Raw genomic sequence first — 22,603 nt, forward strand, 5'->3', positions numbered from 1 at the left:
GGAGGGGGCTACGCGAAGACCACCGTGCGGGTACCGTTGAGCAGGATGCGGTGCTCCGCGTGCCACTTGACCGCGCGGGCCAGGGCCTGGCACTCCACGTCGCGGCCGATGGCGACCAGTTGGTCGGGGGTGACGCCGTGGCCGACGCGCTCGACCTCCTGCTCGATGATCGGGCCCTCGTCGAGGTCGGCCGTGACGTAGTGCGCGGTCGCGCCGATCAGTTTCACGCCCCGCGCGTGCGCCTGGTGGTACGGCTTCGCGCCCTTGAAGCTCGGCAGGAACGAGTGGTGGATGTTGATGATCCGCCCGCTGAGCTGCTTGCACAGGTCGTCCGAGAGGACCTGCATGTACCGGGCCAGCACCACCAGCTCGACGTCCAGCTCGCGCACCAGCTCCAGCAGCCGCGCCTCGGCCTGCGCCTTGTTGTCCGTCGTCACCGGGATGTGGTGGAAGGGAACGTGGTACGACTCCACCAGCTCGGCGAACTCGGTGTGGTTGGACACCACCGCCGCGATCTCCACCGGCAGCGCCCCGATCCGCGTCCGGAACAGCAGGTCGTTCAGGCAGTGCCCGAACTTGCTGACCATCAGGACGATCCGCATCTTCCGGTCGGCCTCGTCGATCTGCCAGTCCATGTGGAAGGAGTCGCCGATCGCCGCGAAGCTCGCCCGCAGCTTCTCCAGCGTCACCGGCGGCTCCGCCGAGAAGTGGACGCGCATGAAGAACAGCCCCGTGTCGTGGTCGCCGAACTGCTGGCTGTCCTCGATGTTGCAGCCGGTCATGAACAGATAGCTCGACACGGCGTGCACGATGCCCTGCTTGTCGGGGCAGGTCACGGTGAGAACGTACTGGTCGGCCCTGGCCGGGACGGACTGGTCTGTCATGCGGAACAGGGTCCCACACCGCCCCCGTCCGGCGGGCGGCCGTCCGCTACGCGGACCGCGTCATGAGGTGCAGCACCTCGAGGCTCCGCGGCGGCGTGTCCGGGTCCTCCCCGTCGCTCGCCGACATCCGCACGTGCGCGTCCCGCGCCGCCCGCACGGCCTCCGGCCAGGCGTGGTGGTCGAGGTACGTCTGCACGGGCGCGTCCGGTCCCACCTGGTGCATGATCCGCAGCACCCGCAGCACGGCGGTGTCGACGAGCGCCGCCTCCTGCGAGTCCCGGAAGATCGTGCCGACGTACTTCTCGGCGGACCAGTTGTCCAGCCAGGTGTCCTCGACGAGCCGGTAGACGGCGTCCGTGACGTCGCCGTACCCGTCGACGCCCGCGAGCCAGACGTCCCGCTGGAACGTCTGGTCGGAGAGCATGTGCAGCGCGGAACGCACATTGCTGCGCCAGCGCCACCAGGGCATGTCGTTGAGTGGCATGCCGCCCATGGTGGAGGAGCGACGGCCGCGACGGGAAGTGTTCTCCGAACCTTGCACGGTCATCGATCGTACGTTCCTCTCACCCGGCTCCTCACCGGCCCCCGCAATTCACCTGCATGTCACCCATCATTGACCAAAGGTCACTCACCGGTTAGCGGTGTGGCGGAATCGTGCGGAACCATGACCCGCAGGCTACGTATCCGCACTACCATCCGCCCCTTCACCACCAGGCCCGGCAGAGCCACCGTTCTGTCCGCGGGAGCCCTGGTGGCCTGCGCGTCCCTCGTGGCCGGCTGCGGCGTCCTGCCCGGCGGTTCCGGCGACGACCCCATCAGGGTCATGACCTGGGCCCCGCAGGACACGGAGGCCACCAACAAGCCGGGCATGCCGGCCATGGCGGTCGCCTACTCCCGCTGGATCAACTCCCACGGCGGCATCAACGGGCGCAAGCTCGAAGTCCTGACCTGCAACGACCACAACGACAGCGTGGGCGCCGCCAAGTGCGCCCGCAAGGCCGCCGACGAGGACGTCATCGCCGTCGTCGGCTCCTACAGCCAGTTCGGCGACTCCTACTTCGCCCCGCTGGAAGGCGCCGGCATCCCCTACATCGGCGGGTACGGCGTCACCAACGAGGAGTTCACCAGCTCCATGTCCTACCCGGTCAACGGCGGGCAGCCCACCCTCCTGGCCGGCCTCGGCAAGGCACTGGCCGGCGGCTGCGGCCCCGTCACCCTGGTCCGCCCCGACAGCATCGCCGGCGACGAACTGCCCGCGCTGCTCGACTCGGGCCTCGTCGCCGGCCGGCACGACGCGGCGACCGACCAGCTCGCGGCCGAGGTCGCCACCGAGTACACCAAGCAGTCCGAGCGCGCGCTGACCTCGGCGACCGGGGACCCTGCGAAGAAGGGCTGCGTGGTGCCCGCGCTCGGCGACCGCACGGACACCTTCATGGACTCCTTCCGACGCGTGCGGGAGGACTTCCCGGACGTGCGCACGGCCACCGTGCTCGGCAGCGTCGACCAGACGGTGATCAACTCGACGGGCGGTGCGAACGGGCCGTACGAGGGCGCCTACATCACGGGCTGGTACCCGGTGGTCTCCGACGCGCGCTGGAACCCGATGAAGAAGGTCATCAACGAGGAGGCGTTCGGCGACAACCGCATCGACCCCGCGGACGCCGGAGTGCAGACCACGTGGATCGCGTACACCGTGCTGAAGGCCGTCCTGGAGAAGATCGGCGACGGTGACGTGACCTCCCGCAACGTGCGCCAGGTCCTCGACGACGGCTTCCAGGTGGCCACGGGCGGCCTCACGCCCACCCTGAAGTGGCCCTACCAGGGCAAGCTCGCCTCGGTCGGCTTCTCGCGGCTGGTGAACGCGGACGTGACCCTCCAGGTGGTCAAGGGCGGCCGGCTCGAGGCCGCCCGCGACGGCGGGGTCATGGACGTGACCGGCACCCTGGAGAACGCGGACATCGACTGACCCGGGCGGCGGCGTACGCCGCGTGCGCCGCCGCACCGTGTCCCACTGCACCGTGTCCCGTCGCCCGGGTCCGCTCACAGCTGGGTGGGCTGGCGCTCGGTCAGGCCGTACTTCTCGGCGATCGTGTTCCACAGGCCGGCCGCCTTGGACTTCTCGGTGCTGGCCGTGCCGCTCGCCCGGTTGCCCTCCTGGGTCTGGGCGGTCGAACGGGCCTGGCCCTTGCGGCAGCCGTGCTTGGCCGCGGTCTGGTCGGCCCAGGCCGCGTAGTGGTTGTCGGCGGACGCGGACGCCTGCCACGCCTTGGTGAGCGCGTCGGTCAGCGCGGCGTTCTCGGGCAGCTTGTCCACGGACAGCTTCGACAGCCGGGTGACCAGCTCGGCCCGCTGCTTGGCCGCGTCCCGCAGGTCCGCGGCGGCGCCGTCCAGGTTGTCGCAGGACTTCACGTCGGCGACCGCCTTGATCACCGAGGCGCGGCTGCTGCCGCTGTCGGCGAGCAGCTTGTCCAGCTCCGCGGCCTGCTGCTGGGCCGGGTCGGCGCCCGGGGAGCCGTCGGCCGCGGGGGCCGAGGCGGCCACGGGCGCGTTGTCGGTGTCCTGGTCGCCGTCCCCGCCGCCGCTGAGCAGCGCGCCGGCGCCGATGCCGAGGACGGCGATGCCGACGCCCACGGCGGCGATCAGCGGCACGCGCGAGCGTCCGCCGCGGCCCCCCTCGTCCGCCTGGGCGCCGCGCCGGCCGCCGCCCGCACCCTGCTCCTGCGGGCCGCCGTACGACTGCTGCGGCCGGCCTCCGTAGGGGGCCTGCGGCTGCTCGAAGCGCGGGAGTTGCTGGGTGGACGGGGCCTGGCCCTCGGAGCCGTCGCGGAAGAGGTTGTCGAACTCGGCGGGCGGCTGGCGCTCCTCGCCGTAACCGCCGGGCACCGGCGGGATGTACTGGGTGGCCGCCTCCGCGTGCGGCATCGCCCCGGGACCGACCGGCGGTATGTACTGCGTCGCCCCCTCGTCCACCGGAGCGGCGGGGACGGGCGGTATGAACTGGGTCGCGCCCTCGTCCACGGGGGTGTTCGCCACCGGCGGCAGGTACTGGGTCGCGTTCTCCGCCGCCTGGTGGGCCTGGGGAAGGGCAGCGCCGCCGGGGGCGCCGTAGCCGTCGGCGCCGTTCGCCGCGTACGGCTGTCCGTACCCGGCGTGGGCCGCGTCGGGTCCCTGGCCGTACGCCTGCCGGGCCCCGTCGGCGCCCTGCCCGTACGAGCCGGGATAACCGCCCTGGTCGTACGACGGGGCCGGGGCGCCCTCCGCGGGCAGCGGGCCCGCGCCCTGGCCGGCGTTCCACGCGGCGGGCTGTTCCGTGCCCCACTGGTCGGCGGCCTGGGACCAGCCCTGGCCGATCTGCGGCTGCTGCTGCTCCTGCCCTGGGCCCCACGGCTGACCCCACGCCTGGCCGCCGGGCGGGGCCGAGGCCGGGCCGTGGCCGCTCGGGGCCGCCGGGAGCGGGGCGGCCGGGCCGCCCGCCGCACCCGGCAACAGGGGCTCGCCACCGTCGGAGGGCAGCACGATGCCTTCGCGCGCGGGCTCGCCCTGTCCACTCTGCGTCACCGGGACTCCTACGAATGGGGGACCTTCGGAATCAACGGCTCACGCTACCGGGTCCCCCGAGCCGGGTGCCACGCAGCTCAGGGCGTGATCTTCTGCCCTGTGACGGCGGTAACAAAACCGAGCCGCGGCACGCTGTTCACGGCACCTCCCGCGCGCCCGCGGCTCGTTTCCCCCGTGTTCACACCCGGACAGGGCTTTCGTTCACGCGGCCTGCTGGAGGTCCAGCCGGGCCCCGAACTCCCTCACCACCGGCTCGTCCCGGTACGGCTCCAGCCGCTGCTGGAAGTCCTCCAGGTACTCGGCGCCCCGGTTGGAGCGGAGGGTCCCCAGCAGTTCGACCGCCTTCAGACCGGTGTGGCAGCCCTGTTCGACCTCCCGCTGCTGCACCTGGGCCGTGGCGAGCAACACATATCCGATCGCCCGCCGGCGCGCCCTGTTCGCCGGGTGCCCGGCCAGCGAGCGCTCCGCCGCCCGCGCCGCCGCCTCGGCCTGGCCCAGGTCGCGGTGGCAGTGCGCCAACTCGTCGGCCAGGTACGCCTCGTCGAAGTGCGCGATCCACACCGGGTCGTCCCCGGACTCCGCGTCGGCGCCCTCCATCGCCGTGACCGCCCGCCCGGAGGCGTCCTCGGCCGCCCGCGCGTCGCCCATCAGGGCGTGCCCGCGCGCCTCGGCCGCGAAGAACATCGCCTCCGCGCGCGGTGTCACCCGCCCGCGCGCGCCCTCCTGCGCCGCCCGCGCCAACTGCGCGATCTCACGCGGGTTCCCGAGCTGTGCGGCGAGGTGGCTCATGGACGCGGCGAGGACGTAACCGCCGTATCCCCGGTCGCCCGCGGCCTGTGCGAGCCGCAGCGACTGGATGTAGTACCGCTGGGCGAGGCCGGGTTGGCCGGTGTCGACCGCCATGTACCCGGCGAGTTCGGTGAGTCGGGCCACCGCGGCGAACAGGTCGCGGCCGACCGCCTCCCGGTAGGAGCCGGCGAGCAGCCCGGAGACGACGCTGTTGAGGTAGTGCACGACGACGGGGCGCACATGCCCGCTGCCGTACTGGTGGTCGAGGTCGGTCAGCGCCTGGGTCATCGCGCGCACCGCCGCCACGTCGGACTGGCCCACGCGCGGCCCCGCCTGCCGGGCGACCTGCGCGTCCGGCGCCGAGATCAGCCAGTCGCGGCTGGGCTCGACCAGCGCGGACGCGGCGACCGTCGAACCGGACAGGAAGTCCCGCCGGCCCACGTCGCTGCGCCACAGCTCGCAGACCTGCTCGATGGCCCCCAGCACCGTCGGCGAGAACTGGAGGCCCACGCCCGAGGCGAGGTTCTTGCCGTTGGCCATCCCGATCTCGTCGATCGTGACCGTACGGCCCAGCTTGCGGCCCAGCGCCTCGGCGATGATCGCCGGGGCGCGGCCCCGCGGCTGCTGGCCGCGCAGCCAACGGGCCACCGACGTCTTGTCGTACCGCAGATCGAGACCGTGCTCGGCGCCGCACATGTTGACGCGGCGGGCGAGCCCGGCGTTGGAGCACCCCGCCTCCTGGATGAGCGCCTGAAGCCGTTCGTTCGGCTGTCGCGCGACGAGAGGCCGTGCGGCCATGTGTTACCCCCTGCGAGCCCCTGGACAAAAGATCCGGCAGTGAAGATCGATGCCCCGCATCACGGTCGACAATGCGGGACATGCGAGGATTGCCGGGGTAAAGGCGGATGCCGACCCCCTTCGTGGCTACCCCGTCCCCGCCCCGCTTCCTCCCGCGCGCCCCCGCCCATGCATCCATGCGCCCCGATTGCCGAATCGATGCCCCTCCCCCGCGCGCGGTACCGGCCGTAACCCCGGGTGGGTGCGGGAGTTGAGTGGGGCGTGGAAGAGACGATCACGGGTGCCGACACCGGGCAGATCCCGAAGCAGCGCGGGGACTCCCTGCTGGAGACCGCCGTCCGGTACGCCGCGGAGCGTCACTGGGACGTGTTCCCCGGCACCTGGCTGGAGGCCGCCGAAGGGGCGCACCGGTGCTCGTGCGGCGACGACCGCTGTCCCGTGCCCGGCGCGCACCCGGCGCGCGCCGACTGGGCGGAGCAGGCGACCGGCAGCCCGACCGTGACGCGGCGGATGTGGCAGAAGCAGCCGGCGGCGTCGATCCTGCTGCCGACGGGACGTACGTTCGACACGCTGTCCGTCCCGGAGAGCGCCGGGTTCCTCGCGCTGGCGCGGCTGGAGCGGATGGAGCTGACCCCGGGTCCGGTGACGCTGACACCGGACCGCCGGATGCACTTCTTCGTGCTGCCGGGGGCGGCGGCGAAGGTGTCCGACCTGCTGCGCGGGATCGGCTGGTCGCCGGAGGTGCTGGACCTCACGGCGCTGGGCGACGGGACGTACGTGGCGGCGCCGCCCACGCGGGTCGGGTCGCGGGGGGCCGTGCAGTGGGTGTGCCGGCCGAACGCGGTGAACCGGTGGCTGCCGGACGCGGAGGAACTGGTCTCGTCCCTCGCGTACGCGTGCGGAAGGGACCGCTAGGGCGTGTTTCGAAAGTAGCGCCGTCCGCCCGGAGGGCGGGGCCCGCGGCGTCTGGTGCGTGCAATCGCAAGGCGGAGGATCGCCCTCGTACTGGATGTACTCGGGCGTTCCGACAACGCAGCGAGTGTGCGTGCCAGGCGTCGCGGGCCAGGCGGGACTTCCGAAACACGCCCTAGGCGTGGGTCGCCCCTGTGGGGGCGGCCCGAACGACCGTAGGGTTCAGCCCATGACGGAGAACACCGGCTCTGGTACCGCCGCCGTACGGGTGCGGGGGCTGTGGAAGCGGTTCGGGCAGCAGGTCGCCGTCGCCGGGGTCGATCTGGAGCTGCCTGCGGGGAAGTTCGTCGGGCTCGTCGGGCCGAACGGGGCCGGGAAGACCACCACGCTCTCCATGGTGACCGGTCTGCTGCGGCCCGATCAGGGGTCCGTCGAGGTCGTCGGGCACGACGTGTGGCGGGACCCGGTCGCGGTCAAGGCCCGGATCGGGGTGCTGCCGGAGGGGCTGCGGCTGTTCGAGCGGTTGTCGGGGCGTGAACTGCTGGGCTACTCCGGGCGGTTGCGCGGGCTGCCCGGCGCCGAGGTGGACAAGCGGGCCACCCAGCTGCTCGACGTGCTCGACCTGGCCGGGGCACAGCACAAACTGGTGGTCGACTACTCGACCGGCATGCGCAAGAAGATCGGGCTCGCGGCCGCGCTCCTCCACAATCCCGAGGTCCTCTTCCTCGACGAGCCGTTCGAGGGCGTCGACCCGGTCTCCGCGCAGACCATCCGCGGCGTCCTGGAGCGCTACACCGGCTCCGGAGCGACCGTCGTCTTCTCCTCCCACGTCATGGAGCTCGTCGAGTCGCTGTGCGACTGGGTGGCCGTGATGGCCGCCGGGCGCATCCGGGCGACCGGGCCGCTGGCCGACGTGCGCGGGGCGCACACCACCCTTCAGGGAGCATTCCTGGAACTCGTGGGGGCGCGGGAGCGCGACGCCGCCTCGGACCTCGACTGGCTGGGCGGCGGCCGGTGAGCGGCGTGACGCCCACCGTCGTACGGCTGAAGCTGTCCCTGCTGCGCAACGGGCTGCGGCAGTCCGGCGGGCGGCGCGCGGTGTTCGTCGCGTCCGCCGTGGTGGCGCTGCTCTTCGCCGTGCTGCAACTGCTCGGCATGGTCGCGCTGCGCGGGCACGCGCACATCGAGGCGGTCGCGGTGCTCGGGGCGGCCGTGCTGGCGCTGGGCTGGGCGGTGATGCCGCTGTTCTTCCCGAGCGGCGACGAGACCCTGGACCCGACCCGTCTGGTGATGCTGCCGCTGCGGCCCCGGCCGCTCGTCCGGGCCCTGCTGGCGGCCTCGCTGGTCGGGATCGGCCCGCTGTTCACCCTGCTCCTGCTGCTCGGCTGTGTGCTGGCGGTGGCGCACGGGACGGCGGCGTACGTCGTCGCGGTCCTCGCCGTCGTCCTCGGGCTGCTGGTGTGCGTGGCGCTCGCGCGGGCCGTGGCCGCCGCCAACGTCCGGCTGCTGACCAGCCGCAAGGGCCGCGACCTGGCCGTGCTGAGCGGGCTGGTCGTCGCGATCGGCGCCCAGGTGGTCAACTTCGGCGCGCAGCGCCTCGGTTCGGCCGGCCTCGGCCGGCTCGCGCCGGCGGCCGACGTGGTGGGCTGGCTGCCGCCGGCGTCGGCGGTGGCCGCGGTGCACTCCGTGAGCGAGGGGGCGTACGGCCGGGCGGTGGCCCAACTGGCGCTCTCGGCAGCCGCGTTGACGGCGCTGATCGCGGCGTGGGCGCGCAGTCTGACCCGGCTGATGACCACGCCCGACGGCTCCACCCTCCAGCCGGCCGACGCCGAGGTCCGCGGGCGCTCCTCGACGGGGCTCGCCCGGCTGCTGCCCGGGGGCCGCACCGGCACGGTGATGGAACGCTCGCTGCGCTACGTCTGGCGCGATCCGAAGACCAAGTCGGCGTGGGTGACCTCGCTCGCCATCGGTCTGATCGTTCCGGTGTTCAACGCGGTGCAGGGCACCGGGTCCCTCTACTTCGCGTGCTTCGCGTCCGGGATGCTCGGCATCCAGATGTACAACCAGTTCGGGCAGGACACGTCCGCGTTCTGGATGGTGGCCCTGAGCATCTCCTCCGGCCGGGACGCCTACGTCGAACTGCGCGGCCGGGCGCTGGCGCTGCTGGTGATCACCCTGCCGTACGCGACGCTCGTGACCGTCCTGACGACGGCGCTGCTCGGCGACTGGCCGCGGCTGCCGGAGGTGCTGGGGCTGTCGTTCGCGCTGCTCGGGGCGATGCTGGCGACGGGCGCGTGGACCTCGGCCCGCTTCCCGTACTCCATCCCGCAGGAGGGCTACAAGAACGTGGCCCCCGGTCAGGCGGGGCTCGCCTGGATCGCGATCTTCGGGGGCATGGTCGCGGCGGCCCTGCTGTGCGCGCCCGTCATCGTCCTCGCCATCTGGCTGAACGTCAGCGCGGGCGGCGACGCCTGGATCTGGCTGCTGCTGCCGGTCGGCGCCGCCTACGGAACGACGATCACCCTGCTGGGCCTGCGCCTGGCGGCCCCCAGGACGGCGACCCACCTGCCGGAGATCCTGACGGCGGTGAGCAGGGGGTGAGGGGACCTCCGAGGAGGCGACTCACTCGCCCAGCCCATCAAGAAACGGCTCGACGACCCCCCGCCAGGCCTCCGGCTGGTCGTAGTGCACAAGATGCCCCGCGTCGACCACCTCGGCGTACTTGCCCCGCGGCAGCACCCGCACCATCTCCTGCGCCTCCGCCCGCCCCAGCTCACCGTCGAGGCCGCGCACCACGAGCGCGGGGCAGCGGACCTGGGCCAGCTCCTCCCAGTGCGCCTCGTACACCCAGGTCTCGCGGGACTTGAGCATCTGCTCCGGGTCGAAGACGGGGCGCCAGCCGTCGGCGCACTCGTGCATCACCTCGGCGTAGAAGGCGCCGCGGGCCGGGTGGGGGCGCTCCACCCAGGGGTCGTCCTCGCCGAACCACTTGCGGACGTCGCCGAGCGTGGCGAAGGGGACGGGCCAGGACTTGAACCAGTCGGCCCAGTCGCGCTGCGAGGCCGTGCCGAGGGCGGAGGCCCGCATGTCGGAGACGATCAGTCCGCGCACCAGGTCGGGACGTTTGGCGGCGAGCTGCCAGGCGGTCAGCGCGCCCATGGCGTGGCCGATGAGGACGGCGGGGGCGAGGCCGAGCTGTTCGAGGGCGGCCTCCGCGTCCTCGACGTACGCCTCACGGGTGTAGACGGCCCCCTGGGGCTTCTCGCTCTGGCCGTGGCCCCGTTGGTCGAGCGCGATCGCGCGGTACCGCTCGGAGAGCCAGCGGGCGGTGGGCGCCCAGTGCGAGGCGCGTCCCATCAGGCCGTGCAGTAACAGCACCCCGGGGTCGTTCTCCGGGTCCGTCCTGGGCGGGTCCGCGAACTCCCAGGCGGCGAGGCTCACGCCGCCCGCTCCCGTCACGCCGATGCGCCGTGCCATGGGCCTGGCACCCCCCTAGCTCCGCTCGGACCGTACGCTGTCCTGCCGTCGTGCTCCTGCCGTGCCGTTGCTCCCACCCAGATTATCGAACCCTTATTCGAAAAACCCCTCCCCGCGACCAACACCCCTCGTACGAGTGACCCTCCGCCAAGCATGATCGCCGCCACCGGGGGGAGGTCTTACGCGGGAGGCGGACCACTCGGGGAAGTCGGTCCGAAGGGGATGACCCTGGGAGCTCGGGGCTCCGGGTCAGCATGGGGGAGGACAGGCCCCGGCGCCGCGAGGCGCCGGGGCCCTCCACGTGTCTGCGGCACATTCTCCCCGCCCCCCTCAGGTCATATGCCTCTCGCAACAGCCTCGCACGGGAAATCCCGGGCCGCTGCGATTCGGCACACTGGATCTTGGAATCGGCGCGTGCCCCGACGGCGCCCGTCAGTGCCCCGCCGTACGGCCGTCAGCGCTTGGCGACGAACACGTGCGAGGCGATGTCCGCCTCCAGCTCGGCCGCCTCACCGCCGCTGCCCACCAGCACCCCGCCCGCCGACTCCGTCACGCTCACCACCGAACCGGGCTGCACGCCCGCCCGGCGCAGCGTGTACATCAGCTGCGCGTCCGTCTGGATCGGCTCGCCGATCCGGCGCACCACGACCGTCTTGCTGTCCGAGCCCGGGGCGAGGTCGGCCAGCGACACCATGCCCTCGTCCAGGAACGGGTCCGCGCCGTCCTTCTCGCCCAGCTCCTCCAGGCCCGGGATCGGGTTGCCGTACGGCGACTCGGTCGGGTGGCGCAGCAGCTCCAGCACGCGGCGCTCCACCGCCTCGCTCATCACGTGCTCCCAGCGGCACGCCTCCGCGTGCACCTGCTCCCACTCCAGGCCGATCACGTCGACCAGCAGGCACTCCGCCAGACGGTGCTTGCGCATCACGCGCGTGGCCAGGCGGCGGCCCTCGTCGGTCAGCTCCAGATGACGGTCGCTGGCCACCGACACGAGGCCGTCCCGCTCCATCCGCGCCACCGTCTGGCTCACCGTCGGCCCGCTCTGGTCGAGCCGCTCCGCGATGCGGGCGCGCATCGGGACCACGCCTTCCTCTTCGAGCTCGAGGATGGTGCGGAGATACATCTCCGTGGTGTCGATCAGTCCGGACATACGTGCCCCTCGATTACCTCTGCCGGAAGCTCGCCGCTTCGGCGCGTGCGCTGGCCCTGGACTCAATTCTGCCGGATGGCACCGACAACCGTGCCGTGCGCGGAGACACCGGGCCCCGCGCGCGTGTCCGTACGGGGTCCGCGCGCGGGTGTTCCGTATTGACAGCGCACTGGTCCAGACCGCACGGTGATCCGCGACACAGACGCTGCGAAGGGACCCGCATGAGCGACGGGACGCCGGCCGACCAGTTCTTCGACGCGGCCGTGGGGCTGCTGCGGCGGGTGCGCGACGAGGAGGCGGAGGCGGTCACGGCGGCCGCCACGCTGCTCGCGGACACCGTGGCGGCGGGCGGGCGGCTGTTCGCGTTCGGGGCCGGACACTCGTCGCTGGCCGCGCAGGACCTCGTGTACCGGGCGGGCAGTCTGGCGCTGGTGAACCTGCTCGCGGTGCCCGGGGCGGTCGGCGTCGACGTCATGCCGGCCACGCTGGGCTCCGCCCTCGAACGGGTCGACGGGCTCGCCACGGTCGTGCTGCGGACCTCGCCGCTGCGGGCGGGCGACGCACTTGTGATCATCTCGCTGTCCGGGCGCAACGCGCTGCCCGTGGAGATGGCGATGAGCGCCCGCGACCTCGGGGTGAAGGTGATCGGCGTGACGTCGGTGGCGTACGCCTCGGAGACGACGTCGCGGCACTCCTCCGGGACGTTCCTCAAGGACCACTGCGACGTCGTCCTGGACTCGAAGATCTCGATCGGCGACGCGGAACTCACCCACGACACGATCCCGGCGCCGTTCGCGCCCGCGTCCACGGTCGTCACCTCGGCGCTCCTGCACGCGGTCATGGCGACCACGGCCACCACCCTCGCCGCCCGCGGCATCGAACCCCCGCTCCTGCGCTCGGGCAACGTCGACGGCGGCCCCGAATGGAACAACCGCGTCTTCACCGAGTACCGGGACCGCATCTTCTACCAGCAGTGACGGGGTGAAGGCCGACCCACCGGACTCGCCGCGCCGCCACCGGGAAACCACCCGCCGGCGGGGCGGCCGTCCCCAAGGGGCGGTCAGTCCGGGAGGCGGTTCGTTGTCGCCGCCAGGTCCAGGGCCGTGGCGATGCGGACCGCGACGTCCTCGGCGTAGGTCGCGTCGGAGCGTTCGAAGCGGTTGCGGGACGGGCCGCGGAGGAACGTCACCACGCCCAGCGTGCGCCCGCGGCTGCGCAGGACCGCGCACAGGGCGTGCACCGAGTCGGCGGGCCACCGGCGGGACAGCGCCCAGGTGCGGGCGTGCTCCACGGGCACCGCGCCGGCGTCCGCCCGCACCGTGCCCGTCCGCTCCACGCACTGGAGCGCCGGATGCCCCTCCTCGTACCGCACGGGCAGCCCCGCCGCCCCGGTCAGCAGACTCGGCCCCGGCGCACCGGCGGGGGTCGCGGCGACCCGCACCAGCCGCACCGGACCCGTCGCGCCCTCCGCCAGGGAACCACCCGCCACCCGGTCGATCAGCGCGTGGTCGGCGAACCCGGCCAGCGCGAAGTCCAGATGGACGGTCGCCGCCTCCGCCGGGTCCTCGCACTCGGCCGCCGCCCGCGCCGCCCGGTGCAGCTGGCTCGCGCGGAACCGCAGCAGCGCCGCCTCCTGCTCCCCCAGCTTGGCCTCGGTCACGTCCTGGAACAGCCAGCCCACCCCGAGCGGCACCGGCTCCTCCGCGAGCGGCGACGCCAGCCGCAGGAACCCGCTGCGCCAGCAGCGCCGCTTCTCGCCCTCGGGGTCGCGCACGCTCACCCACATCTCCGCCGGCGCGGGCGGCGCGCCCTCGGCCAGCACATGGGTGAGCGCGCTCTCCAGCTCCTCCACGCCCTGCGCGAGCAGATCGCCGAGCGGGCGGCCCAGCACGGACGTCCGCCCTATGCCCAGCGCCCGCGCCGCGTGGGCGTTGACCACGGCAGGCCGCAGGTCCGCGTCGACCAGGACGACACCCCACGCCGCGTCCTCGAACAGGGCCTCGCTGAGCGCGATGGACCGCTCCAGGTCGATCTGGGCGTGGACCTCGCTGAACGCGCAGTACACCCCCGCCGGTCCGCCGTCGGGGCCGCGCACCGCCGCCGACTGGGTCCGCACGAGCACCCGGCCGCCGTCCTTGGTGAGCAGCGCGAACTCGTGCACCTGCCGCCCCGGCGCGTGCATCACGGACAGCAGCCGGCCCTCCACCTCGTCGGCGTCGGCGCTGCGCACCGCCCATCCCGCGAGCCCCTGCCGGCCCACGGCCTCCTCGGCGGTCCAGCCCAGGATGCGCTCGGCCTCGCGGTTCCAGTGCGTCACGACCCCGTCGGCGTCGAAGGCGCACAGCGCGGCGTCCATGCCGTCGAGGAGCGCGGCGAGCAGATCGGCTCCGCCCGTCTCCTCGTGACCGCCCGCCCGCTCGGGCTCGTCCGGCCCCAGTTCGTCGGTGGTCCCACTATGCCGGGAAGCACTCACCTGGACCCCCTGCCGGCTCGCGCCCGTGTGTGCGGCGCGGATTCACTCACTGGCCTTCATTCAACTCGAACGTGATGCAGCCCACACCGAGTTCCCACAAGATTGAGGGAATCGTTGCACGTCCGGCATCTCGCGCCCCGGTCGGGCAGGTCCCTCCCCCAACTTCTCGAAAAAACGGTTGAGCCTCCGCCGCGAGGTTCTTAAGGTTGCTGTTACTTCGGAAAGGAGGTGGTTCGGCAGATGTATTCATACCGGACAGAAGAGGTGACCGCGGGCTAGCGTCCGCCACCCCGTTCAGTGCGGTGCCGGACCCGCGTGTGCACGCACACGCAGCCGGCCAATCCAACGCAGTCGCCCGACCCGTGAGCTCGCCGGTGTGTCCGGCCGGCTCCTCCGGCTCCGCCGGAGGGACCGAGCTCACGGGTCGTCTGCGTTCACGGGGTCCGCGTTCGTGGGGCCTGCGTCCACGGCGTCAGGGGGCCAGGCGGTCGACACGCCAGGTGCCGTCCGGTTCCGCCGTGTACCGCAGGCGGTCGTGCAGGCGGTTCTCGCGGCCCTGCCAGAACTCCACCGTCCGCGGCGCCACCCGGAAACCGCCCCAGTTCGGCGGCACCGGAACCTGCTCGCCCTCGGGGTAGCGGGCGCTCAGCTCCGCGTAGTGGGCGTCGAGCTCGGCGCGGGTGATCACCGACGACTGGGGGCTGGCCCACGCGCCGAGCTGGGAGCCGTGCGGCCGGGTGCGAAAGTACGCGGCGGTCTCGTCGCGGCCGGTGCGGCGGGCGACGCCGGTGACGACGACCTGCCGGGCCAGCGGGTGCCAGGGGAACAGCAGCGAGACGTACGGGTTCGCGGCCAGGTCCTGGGCCTTGCGGGAGTCGTAGTTGGTGTAGAAGACGAAGCCCTGCTCGTCGTACCGCTTCATCAGGACCGTGCGGGAGCTGGGGCGGCCCTCGGCGTCGACCGTGGACAGGACCATGGCGTTGGGTTCGTAGAGCGTGCCGTGCGCCGCGGCCAGCGCCGCCTGGTCGAACCAGCGGGCGAACTGGTCCATCGGGCTGCCGGCCAGGTCGGCCTCGTCGACGCCTTCGACGCGGTAGTGCTTGCGCATCGAGGCCGGGTCGAGGATGGGGTCGAGGTCGCTCACCCGGTCATCTTGCCGCATGCGTGTACGAGCCGCGCGAGCGCAGCGTGTGGCACTGAGTGCCGCGCACTCTCCCCAAAGGTGGCACTCGGAGATATGGTGCTGTTGACCCGGCGGTTGGGTGACCACCGGCCGTCGTGGGCATCACCGGGGTGACCGCCGTGGACCGCGAGTCCTGAGAGCGACCGTGGAATCGCGGCGGATCAGCTCCGCGTCCTGGCATTCGCCGCACTCATTCATTAGGAGCCGCCTGATGTCCGACTTCGTACCCGGGCTCGAAGGAGTCGTCGCGTTCGAGACGGAGATCGCCGAACCTGACAAGGAGGGCGGGGCCCTGCGGTACCGGGGCGTCGACATCGAGGAGCTGGTGGGTCACGTCTCCTTCGGCAATGTGTGGGGACTGCTCGTCGACGGCGCGTTCAACCCCGGCCTGCCGCCCGCCGAGCCCTTCCCCATCCCCGTCCACTCCGGCGACATCCGGGTGGACGTCCAGTCCGCGCTGGCCATGCTCGCCCCGGTGTGGGGTCTGAAACCGCTCCTGGACATCACCGAGGAGCAGGCCCGCGAGGACCTCGCGCGGGCGGCCGTCATGGCGCTGTCGTACGTCGCCCAGTCCGCGCGCGGGCAGGGCCGGCCGATGGTGCCGCAACGGGAGATCGACAAGGCGAACTCGGTCGTCGAGCGGTTCATGATCCGCTGGCGGGGCGAGCCGGACCCCAAGCACGTGGCAGCGGTGGACGCGTACTGGACGTCGGCCGCCGAGCACGGCATGAACGCGTCCACGTTCACGGCCCGGGTGATCGCCTCGACCGGCGCGGACGTGGCGGCGGCGCTGTCGGGTGCCGTCGGCGCGATGTCCGGTCCGCTGCACGGGGGCGCCCCCTCTCGGGTGCTGCACATGATCGAGGAGATCGAGCGGACGGGCGACGCGGAGGCGTACGTCAAGCAGGCCCTGGACCGCGGTGAGCGGCTGATGGGCTTCGGGCACCGGGTGTACCGGGCCGAGGACCCGCGGGCGCGGGTGCTGCGGCGGACCGCCCGGGAGCTGGGGGCGCCGCGGTACGAGATCGCGGAGGCGCTGGAGAAGGCGGCGCTGGAGGAGCTGCACAACCGTCGTCCCGATCGGGTGCTGGCGACGAACGTGGAGTTCTGGGCGGCGATCATGCTGGACTTCGCCGAGGTGCCGGCGCACATGTTCACCTCGATGTTCACGTGTGCGCGGACGGCGGGGTGGTCGGCGCACGTGCTGGAGCAGAAGCGGACGGGGCGCCTGGTGCGGCCTTCAGCCCGGTATGTGGGGCCCGGGGTTCGCAGTCCTCGGGATGTCGTGGGGTACGAGGACATCGCCCACTGAGCAGGAGGCCGACGGGCACGGGCGGCTGCGGGTGCGTTGTGGTTGCTCGCGCCGTTCCTCGCGCCCCTTTGGGGCGCTTGTTCAGCTCAGGGTCCGGTCGAGCAGTTGCGCCCACTGGGTCACCACTCGGTCGCGGCGTTCCGTGTCGTCGGTGAGGAGGTTGGCCAGGCCCAGTCCGCGGGCCATGTCCAGGACGCCCTGGACGGTTTCGCGGACGCCGGGGCGGGACTCGTCGGCGCCGAGGAGTTCCACGGCGATGCGGTGAGTCTCGCGGCCGACGCGGGCCTCCAGTTCGGTGACGCGGGGGCGCAGTTGGTCCTCGTCGGACGCGGCGACCCACAGATGGAGGGCGGCGCGGAACAGGGGGCCGGTGTAGAGGTCGACGAGGGCGGCGACGACGGCTCCGCGGTCGCCCGCGGGGCCGTCCGGGAAGAGGGCGCGCAGGGCGGTGGAGCGCTCCTCGGCGACGTACTCGACGGCGGCGGTGAACAGGTCCTCGCGGGTGCGGAAGTGGTGCTGGGCGGCGCCGCGGGAGACGCCGGCGCGTTCGGCGACGACGGAGACCGTGGAGCCCGCCCAGCCGTGCTCGGCGAGGCAGGCCACGGCGGCCTCCAGGAGCCGCTGCCGGGTGGCCCGGCTGCGGTCCTGCTTGGGCAGTCGGTCGGCCGCGGTCACAACGCCCATGAGGGGTCCCGTCGTTCGAGGAAGGCCGTCATCCCCTCGCGGGCCTCGGCGGAGGAGAACAGCCGGGACGAGAGCGCGGTCAGGCTCGCCGCGTCCCGTTCGAAGGCATGCAGCACCCTAGCCGTGAGCAGCGCCTTGGTCTCGGCCAGCCCCTGGGGCGAGGAGCCGCGCAGTCCGTCGAGGATCGGGGCGAGGGCCGTGTCGACGTCGTCACCGGCTACGGTCAGCAGGCCGGTGCGGACGGCCTCCGCGGCGTCGAAGCGTTCGCCGGTGAGGCAGTAACGGGCCAGGGCGCGGGGGTCGGCGCGCGGGAGGACCGGCAGGGAGATCACCGCAGGGGCGACGCCGATGCGCACTTCGGTGAAGGCGAAGGTGGCGGTGTGGGCGGCGGCGGCGATGTCGCAGGCGGCGAGCAGGCCGAGGCCGCCGGCGCGGACGTGTCCGGTGACGCGGGCGACGAGGGGTCTGGGCAGTTCCACGATCTGCCGGAGCAGGGCGACGAGCGCGTCCGCGGGGGGCGGGTCGCGCAGGTCGGCCCCGGCGCAGAAGGTGGTGCCGGTGTGGGTGAGGACGACGGCCCGTACGCCGGGGTCCGTGCCGCAGTCGGCGAGGGCCGCGGCGAGTTCGGCGACGAGCGCGGCGGACAGGGCGTTGCGGGTGTCGACGGCGTCGAGGCTGAGGCTCTCGACACCGCGGACGCGGGTGCGGGCGACGAGGGTCATGGGCGCTTCCTGAGTTCGCGGCGCAGGATCTTCCCGGTGGCGGCGCGGGGCACCGCGGTGACGAAGGTGACACGGCGGACGCGCTTGTAGGGGGCGACGCGTTCGGCGACGTACGCCATGACCTCCTCGGCGGTGAGGCCGGGGGCCGTGGGGCGGCGGACGACGTGGGCGTGCGGGACCTCGTTGGTGTCCTCGTCGTAGACGCCGACGACGGCGGCGTCGGCGATGCCGGGGTGGGTGAGCAGCAGGGCCTCCAGTTCGGCGGGGGCCACCTGGTAGCCCTTGTACTTGATGAGTTCCTTGACCCGGTCGACGACGAACAGCCAGCCGTCGTCGTCGACGTGTCCGACGTCCCCGGTGTGCAGCCAGCCGTCGGGGTCGATCAGCGCGGCGGTGGCGTCGGGGCGGCCGAGGTAGCCCTTCATCACCTGGGGGCCGCGGATGAGGATCTCGCCGCGCTCGCCTGGGCCGAGGTCCTTGGCGGGGTCGTCGAGGGAGACGACGCGCATCTCGGTGCCCGCGATCAGCTTGCCGACGGTGCCGGGCGGGGCCTGTTCCATGGCGTCGAGGGGGACGATGTGGGTGCCGGGCGAGAGTTCGGTCATGCCGTACGCCTGGCCGAGCGGGGGCAGGCCGAGGCGCGCGGCGCAGGCGGCGGCGAGTCCGGCGTCGAGGGGCGCGGCGGCGCTGATGACGTAGCGCAGCGACGACAGGTCGTGCTGGGCGACGGCCGGGTGCTTGGCGAGGGCGAGGACGATCGGCGGGGCGACGTAGAGGCCGGTGATGCGGTGGGTCTCGATGGCCGTGAGGAAGGTCTCCAGGTCGAAGCGGGGCAGGACGACGACGGTGGCGCCCTTGCGCAGGGGCGCGTTCATCAGGGCGGTCAGGCCGTAGATGTGGAAGAACGGCAGGACCGCGAGGATGCGTTCGCCGGGCGCGGTCGGGACGAGCGGGTCGAGCTGGGCCAGGTTGGTGGCGATCTGGCGGTGGGTGAGCATCACGCCCTTGGGGGTGCCGGTGGTGCCGGAGGAGTACGGCAGCGCGGCGACGTCCTCGGCCGGGTCGATCGTCACCCGTGGTTCGGGCGCGGTGGAGGTCAGCATGTCCCCGAGGGAGCGGTGTCCCGGCGCGCTGTCGCAGACGAAGATCTCCCGTACGCCGCCCGCGAGTTCGGCGGCCCGGCGGGCGGTGTCGAGCAGCGGGGAGACGGTGACGATCCAGCGGGCGGCGCTGTCGCGCAACTGCCCGGCGAACTCGTCGGGCGTGGCGAGCGGGTGGACGGTGGTGACGGCGGCTCCCGCGCGGGTGGCGGCGTAGAAGGCGAGGGGGAAGGCGATGCTGTTGGGGCTGTGCAGGGCCAGGACGTCGCCCTTGGTGACCCCGGCGTCGGCGAGGGCGGCGGCGATGCGGCGGTGGAAGCGGTCCACCTGGGCGTGGCCGAGGGTGGTGCCGTCGGTGCCGTCCACGAGGGCGGGCCGGTCGCCGAAGTCGGCGGCGTGGCCCAGGACGGCGTCGTGGATGGGGAGTTCGACGGGTGGGACGTCTGCGTACTCGCTGCGGAACACGGGTTCCTCCTCGCGCGGTGGCGGGTGCGGGATGCGGCTCAGTACGACTTGGGCAGGCCCAGGGTCTGGTGGGAGACGTAGTTGAGGATCATCTCCCTGCTGACCGGCGCGATACGGGCCACGCGGGAGGCGGTGACGAGGGAGGCGAGGCCGAACTCGCGGGTGAGGCCGTTGCCGCCGAGGGTGTGCACGGCCTGGTCGACGGCCTTGACGCAGGCTTCGCCGGCCGCGTACTTGGCCATGTTGGCGGCCTCGCCCGCGCCCACGTCGTCGCCGGCGTCGTAGAGGTGGGCGGCCTTCTGCATCATCAGGCGGGCGAGTTCGAGGTCGATGTGGGCCTGGGCGAGGGGGTGGGCTATCGCCTGGTGGGCGCCGATGGGGGTCTGCCAGACGGTGCGTTCGCGGGCGTAGTCGACGGCGCGGGCGAGGGCGTGGCGGCCCATGCCGATGGCGAACGCGGCGGTCATGATCCGTTCGGGGTTGAGTCCGGCGAACAGGTGCAGCAGACCGGCGTCCTCCTCCTCCCCGACGAGCGCGTCCGCGGGCAGCCGTACGTCGTCGAGGACCAGCTCGAACTGCTTCTCCGCGGCGCCGAGTTCCATGTCGATGAGGTGCTTGTGGAAGCCGGGCGCGTCCGTCGGGACGATGAACAGACAGGGCTTGAGGCGGCCGGTGCGGGCGTCCTCGGTGCGGCCGACGATCAGCACCGCGTCGGCCAGGTCGACGCCGGAGATGAAGACCTTGCGGCCGGTGAGCAGCCAGTCCGCGCCGTCGCGGCGGGCCGTGGTGGTGATGCGATGGCTGTTGGAGCCGGCGTCGGGCTCGGTGATGCCGAAGGCCATGAGGCGGGAACCGTCGGCGATGCCGGGGAGCCAGGCGCGCTTCTGTGCCTCGGTGCCGAAGCGGGCGATGACGGTGCCGCAGATGGCCGGGGAGACGACGAGCATGAGCAGGGGGCAGCCGGCGGCGCCGAGCTCTTCGAGGACGATGGCGAGCTCCGCGATGCCTGCGCCTCCGCCTCCGAATTCCTCCGGGAGGTTGACGCCCAGGTAGCCCAGTTCGCCTGCCTCCGCCCAGAGTTCGGTGGGGGGTTTGTTCTCGGCCACGGCCCGTACGAGGTAGTCGCGGCCGTAGCGGTTGCCGAGGGCCGATACCGCTGCGCGGAGTGCCTTGTGGTCGTCCGATTCGATCTGGGGGGTCATGCAGTCCTCCGAGTGCGGGCCGTATGTGGTTGCTCGCGCAGTTCCCCGCGCCCCTCAGGTCTCCTGCACAACCGCCAGCAACATGCCCGGCTCGACCTGCTGGCCCGGCTTCGCGTGGAGGGCGGTGAGTGTGCCGGTCGTCGGGGCCGCGATCCGGTGCTGCATCTTCATCGCCTCCAGCCAGATCAGGGGCTGGCCCGCCGTGACGGTGGCCCCCTCGGCGAGGCCCTCGGCGACGCGTACGACCGTGCCGGGCATCGGGGCGAGCAGGGAGCCGGGGGCGAGTTGTGCGGCCGGGTCGGGGAAGCGGGGCAGGGCGGTGAGGGCGGTCGTGTTGACGTACACCCGGTCGCCGTACCGCGCCACCTCGAACCTGCGCCGTACGCCGTCCACTTCGAGTACGACGAGACGCGCGTCGGCGTGCACGACGTGTACGCCGTCCGCGCCCAGCCCGTTCCGGGTGTGCCGGTAGTGGACCTCGTGCTCCCCGTCCGCGCTCGCGTACCGCTTGACCTGCGGCTGGGACGGGAGGCTGCGCCAGCCGCCGAAGCGGGAGCGGCCGTGTGCGTCCGCGAGGGCCGCGGCCAGCGGGGCGTACGGGTCCGGGACGGACGCGGTCAGGTCGGCGAGGTGGCGGTCGTAGAAGCCGGTGTCCATGCGGGCGGCCGTGAACTCCGGGTGGCGCAGGGAGCGTACGAGCAGGTCGCGGTTGGTGACCGGGCCGTGGACCGCCGCCCGTTCCAGGGCTCCGGACAGCCTGCGGACCGCCTCCGCGCGGGTGGGGGCGTGGGCGATCACCTTGGCGAGCATCGGGTCGTAATGGACGCCGATGGTGTCGCCGTCGGTGTAGCCGGTGTCGAGGCGGACGCCGTCCGGTACGGCGAGGTGGTGCAGGGTGCCGGTCTGCGGGGCCCAGTCGTGGGCGGGGTCCTCGGCGTAGAGACGGGCCTCGACGGCGTGGCCGTGCGCCTCGGGGACGTCCCCTTCGAGGGCGTGGCCCTCGGCGACGCGGATCTGGAGGGCGACCAGGTCGGTCCCGAACACGGCCTCGGTGACGGGGTGTTCGACCTGGAGGCGGGTGTTCATCTCCAGGAAGTGGGCGCGGCCGTCGGCGACGAGGAACTCGACGGTGCCCGCGCCGGTGTAGTCGACGGCGCGGGCGGCGCGCTCGGCCATGGTGCGCAGTTCGTCGGTGAGGCGGGCGTCCAGGCCGGGTGCGGGGGCCTCCTCGATCACCTTCTGGTGGCGGCGCTGGAGGGAGCAGTCGCGGGTGCCGAGCGTCCACACGGTGCCGTGGGTGTCGGCGAGGATCTGCACCTCGACGTGGCGGCCGTGTTCGACGTAGGGCTCGACGAAGACCTCGCCGTCCCCGAACGCGGCGGCGGCCTCGGCCCGCGCGCCCTCCAGGGCGTCGGCCAGTTCGCCGAGCCGGCGCACGATCCGCATGCCGCGTCCGCCGCCGCCCGCGGCGGCCTTGACCAGCACGGGCAGGTCGGCCTCGGTGACCTCGGCGAGGGGTGCGAGGCCCATGAGGCCCTTGGCGCGCGTCTTGGACGCCATGGCCTCGATCGCCCCGGGGGGCGGCCCGATCCAGACCAGGCCGGCGTCGAGGATGGCACGTGCGAAGCCGGCGTTCTCGGACAGGAATCCGTAGCCGGGGTGCACGGCGTCGGCGCCCGCGGCGAGGGCGGCCTTCACGATCAGGTCGCCGCGCAGATACGTCTCGGCGGGTGTCGCGCCCGGCAGCCGTACCGCCGTGTCGGCCGTGCGGGTGTGCAGCGCGTCCGCGTCGGCGTCGGAGTGCACGGCGACGGTACGGATGCCCAGGTCGGCGCAGGTGCGGAAGATCCGGCAGGCGATCTCGCCCCGGTTGGCGACGAGCAGCGTCGAGATCATG

19 protein-coding genes are annotated in these 22,603 nt (G+C 73.0%); 6 read left to right on the forward strand and 13 right to left on the reverse strand.

Annotated features, from left to right (window positions below; genetic code table 11):
* Nucleotides 1–8: 8 nt before the first annotated feature.
* Together purU and AB0F77_RS36510 are read right to left on the reverse strand one after the other, a co-directional pair.
* The gene (gene purU, locus AB0F77_RS36505; protein ID WP_361956890.1) at nt 9–884 is read right to left on the reverse strand and encodes a formyltetrahydrofolate deformylase; all 876 of its coding nucleotides are present in this window, start codon (nt 882–884) and stop codon (nt 9–11) included.
* Nucleotides 885–930: 46 nt separating this feature from the next.
* A complete protein-coding gene (locus AB0F77_RS36510; RefSeq protein ID WP_361956893.1) occupies nt 931–1,431 on the reverse strand; it encodes a hypothetical protein in 501 nt (166 codons plus the stop codon).
* A 117-nt stretch (nt 1,432–1,548) separates the two neighbouring features.
* Here AB0F77_RS36510 and AB0F77_RS36515 point away from each other — a divergent pair, with 117 nt between their 5' ends.
* Entirely contained in the window at nt 1,549–2,850 is a 1,302-nt protein-coding gene (locus tag AB0F77_RS36515) for an ABC transporter substrate-binding protein (RefSeq protein WP_361956896.1), read from the forward strand.
* A 74-nt stretch (nt 2,851–2,924) separates the two neighbouring features.
* Here AB0F77_RS36515 and AB0F77_RS36520 read toward each other — a convergent pair whose 3' ends face one another.
* Nucleotides 2,925–4,442 carry a hypothetical protein gene (locus tag AB0F77_RS36520; protein ID WP_361956899.1) on the reverse strand — a complete coding sequence of 506 codons (1,518 nt, stop codon included), beginning with the start codon at nt 4,440–4,442 and terminating at the stop codon, nt 2,925–2,927.
* Nucleotides 4,443–4,643: 201 nt separating this feature from the next.
* Nucleotides 4,644–6,029, reverse strand: a complete 1,386-nt coding sequence (locus AB0F77_RS36525; protein ID WP_361956902.1) for a transcriptional regulator — start codon at nt 6,027–6,029, stop codon at nt 4,644–4,646.
* Between the two features lie 261 nt (nt 6,030–6,290).
* Between AB0F77_RS36525 and AB0F77_RS36530 the strand changes: the two genes are divergently transcribed.
* The 3 genes from AB0F77_RS36530 to AB0F77_RS36540 all read left to right on the forward strand — a co-directional run bounded on the left by AB0F77_RS36530 (nt 6,291) and on the right by AB0F77_RS36540 (nt 9,542).
* A complete protein-coding gene (locus tag AB0F77_RS36530; RefSeq protein ID WP_361956905.1) occupies nt 6,291–6,944 on the forward strand; it encodes a bifunctional DNA primase/polymerase in 654 nt (217 codons plus the stop codon).
* 226 nt (nt 6,945–7,170) lie between these two features.
* The gene (locus AB0F77_RS36535; RefSeq protein WP_361956908.1) at nt 7,171–7,959 is read left to right on the forward strand and encodes an ABC transporter ATP-binding protein; all 789 of its coding nucleotides are present in this window, start codon (nt 7,171–7,173) and stop codon (nt 7,957–7,959) included.
* Entirely contained in the window at nt 7,956–9,542 is a 1,587-nt protein-coding gene (locus AB0F77_RS36540) for a transporter (protein WP_361956911.1), read from the forward strand. Before AB0F77_RS36535 ends, AB0F77_RS36540 begins: the two co-directional genes overlap by 4 nt.
* A gap of 21 nt (nt 9,543–9,563) precedes the next feature.
* Here AB0F77_RS36540 and AB0F77_RS36545 read toward each other — a convergent pair whose 3' ends face one another.
* The gene (locus tag AB0F77_RS36545; protein ID WP_361956914.1) at nt 9,564–10,418 is read right to left on the reverse strand and encodes an alpha/beta hydrolase; all 855 of its coding nucleotides are present in this window, start codon (nt 10,416–10,418) and stop codon (nt 9,564–9,566) included.
* Between the two features lie 454 nt (nt 10,419–10,872).
* On the reverse strand, nt 10,873–11,565 hold the full coding sequence (locus AB0F77_RS36550; protein WP_361956917.1) for a metal-dependent transcriptional regulator: 693 nt from the start codon (nt 11,563–11,565) through the stop codon (nt 10,873–10,875).
* Nucleotides 11,566–11,786: 221 nt separating this feature from the next.
* Here AB0F77_RS36550 and AB0F77_RS36555 point away from each other — a divergent pair, with 221 nt between their 5' ends.
* Nucleotides 11,787–12,542 carry an SIS domain-containing protein gene (locus AB0F77_RS36555; protein ID WP_361956920.1) on the forward strand — a complete coding sequence of 252 codons (756 nt, stop codon included), beginning with the start codon at nt 11,787–11,789 and terminating at the stop codon, nt 12,540–12,542.
* 83 nt (nt 12,543–12,625) lie between these two features.
* Here the strand turns inward: AB0F77_RS36555 and AB0F77_RS36560 are convergent, their stop codons facing one another.
* Both AB0F77_RS36560 and pdxH read right to left on the reverse strand, forming a co-directional pair.
* A complete protein-coding gene (locus AB0F77_RS36560) occupies nt 12,626–14,038 on the reverse strand; it encodes a PAS domain-containing protein (RefSeq protein ID WP_361956923.1) in 1,413 nt (470 codons plus the stop codon).
* Nucleotides 14,039–14,510: 472 nt separating this feature from the next.
* Nucleotides 14,511–15,200 carry a pyridoxamine 5'-phosphate oxidase gene (gene pdxH, locus AB0F77_RS36565; RefSeq protein ID WP_361956926.1) on the reverse strand — a complete coding sequence of 230 codons (690 nt, stop codon included), beginning with the start codon at nt 15,198–15,200 and terminating at the stop codon, nt 14,511–14,513.
* Nucleotides 15,201–15,432: 232 nt separating this feature from the next.
* Between pdxH and AB0F77_RS36570 the strand changes: the two genes are divergently transcribed.
* Complete coding sequence (locus tag AB0F77_RS36570; RefSeq protein ID WP_361956929.1) at nt 15,433–16,533, forward strand: citrate synthase 2; 1,101 nt, start codon at nt 15,433–15,435, stop codon at nt 16,531–16,533.
* An 81-nt stretch (nt 16,534–16,614) separates the two neighbouring features.
* Here AB0F77_RS36570 and AB0F77_RS36575 read toward each other — a convergent pair whose 3' ends face one another.
* The 5 genes from AB0F77_RS36575 to AB0F77_RS36595 are packed head-to-tail and all read right to left on the reverse strand — an operon-like array spanning nt 16,615 to nt 22,602.
* Nucleotides 16,615–17,217 carry a TetR/AcrR family transcriptional regulator gene (locus AB0F77_RS36575; protein WP_361956932.1) on the reverse strand — a complete coding sequence of 201 codons (603 nt, stop codon included), beginning with the start codon at nt 17,215–17,217 and terminating at the stop codon, nt 16,615–16,617.
* A complete protein-coding gene (locus AB0F77_RS36580; RefSeq protein WP_361956935.1) occupies nt 17,205–17,939 on the reverse strand; it encodes an enoyl-CoA hydratase family protein in 735 nt (244 codons plus the stop codon). Before AB0F77_RS36580 ends, AB0F77_RS36575 begins: the two co-directional genes overlap by 13 nt.
* Complete coding sequence (locus AB0F77_RS36585; protein ID WP_361956938.1) at nt 17,936–19,504, reverse strand: 4-coumarate--CoA ligase family protein; 1,569 nt, start codon at nt 19,502–19,504, stop codon at nt 17,936–17,938. Before AB0F77_RS36585 ends, AB0F77_RS36580 begins: the two co-directional genes overlap by 4 nt.
* 38 nt (nt 19,505–19,542) lie before the next feature.
* Nucleotides 19,543–20,706 (reverse strand): acyl-CoA dehydrogenase family protein, encoded by a 1,164-nt coding sequence (locus AB0F77_RS36590; RefSeq protein ID WP_361956941.1) that lies wholly within the window; start codon nt 20,704–20,706, stop codon nt 19,543–19,545.
* 54 nt (nt 20,707–20,760) lie between these two features.
* Nucleotides 20,761–22,602 (reverse strand): biotin carboxylase N-terminal domain-containing protein, encoded by a 1,842-nt coding sequence (locus tag AB0F77_RS36595; protein WP_361956944.1) that lies wholly within the window; start codon nt 22,600–22,602, stop codon nt 20,761–20,763.
* Nucleotide 22,603: the final 1 nt, after the last annotated feature.

It is taken from the genome of Streptomyces sp. NPDC026672, from assembly GCF_040638185.1.
Taxonomy (GTDB): Bacteria; Actinomycetota; Actinomycetes; order Streptomycetales; family Streptomycetaceae; genus Streptomyces.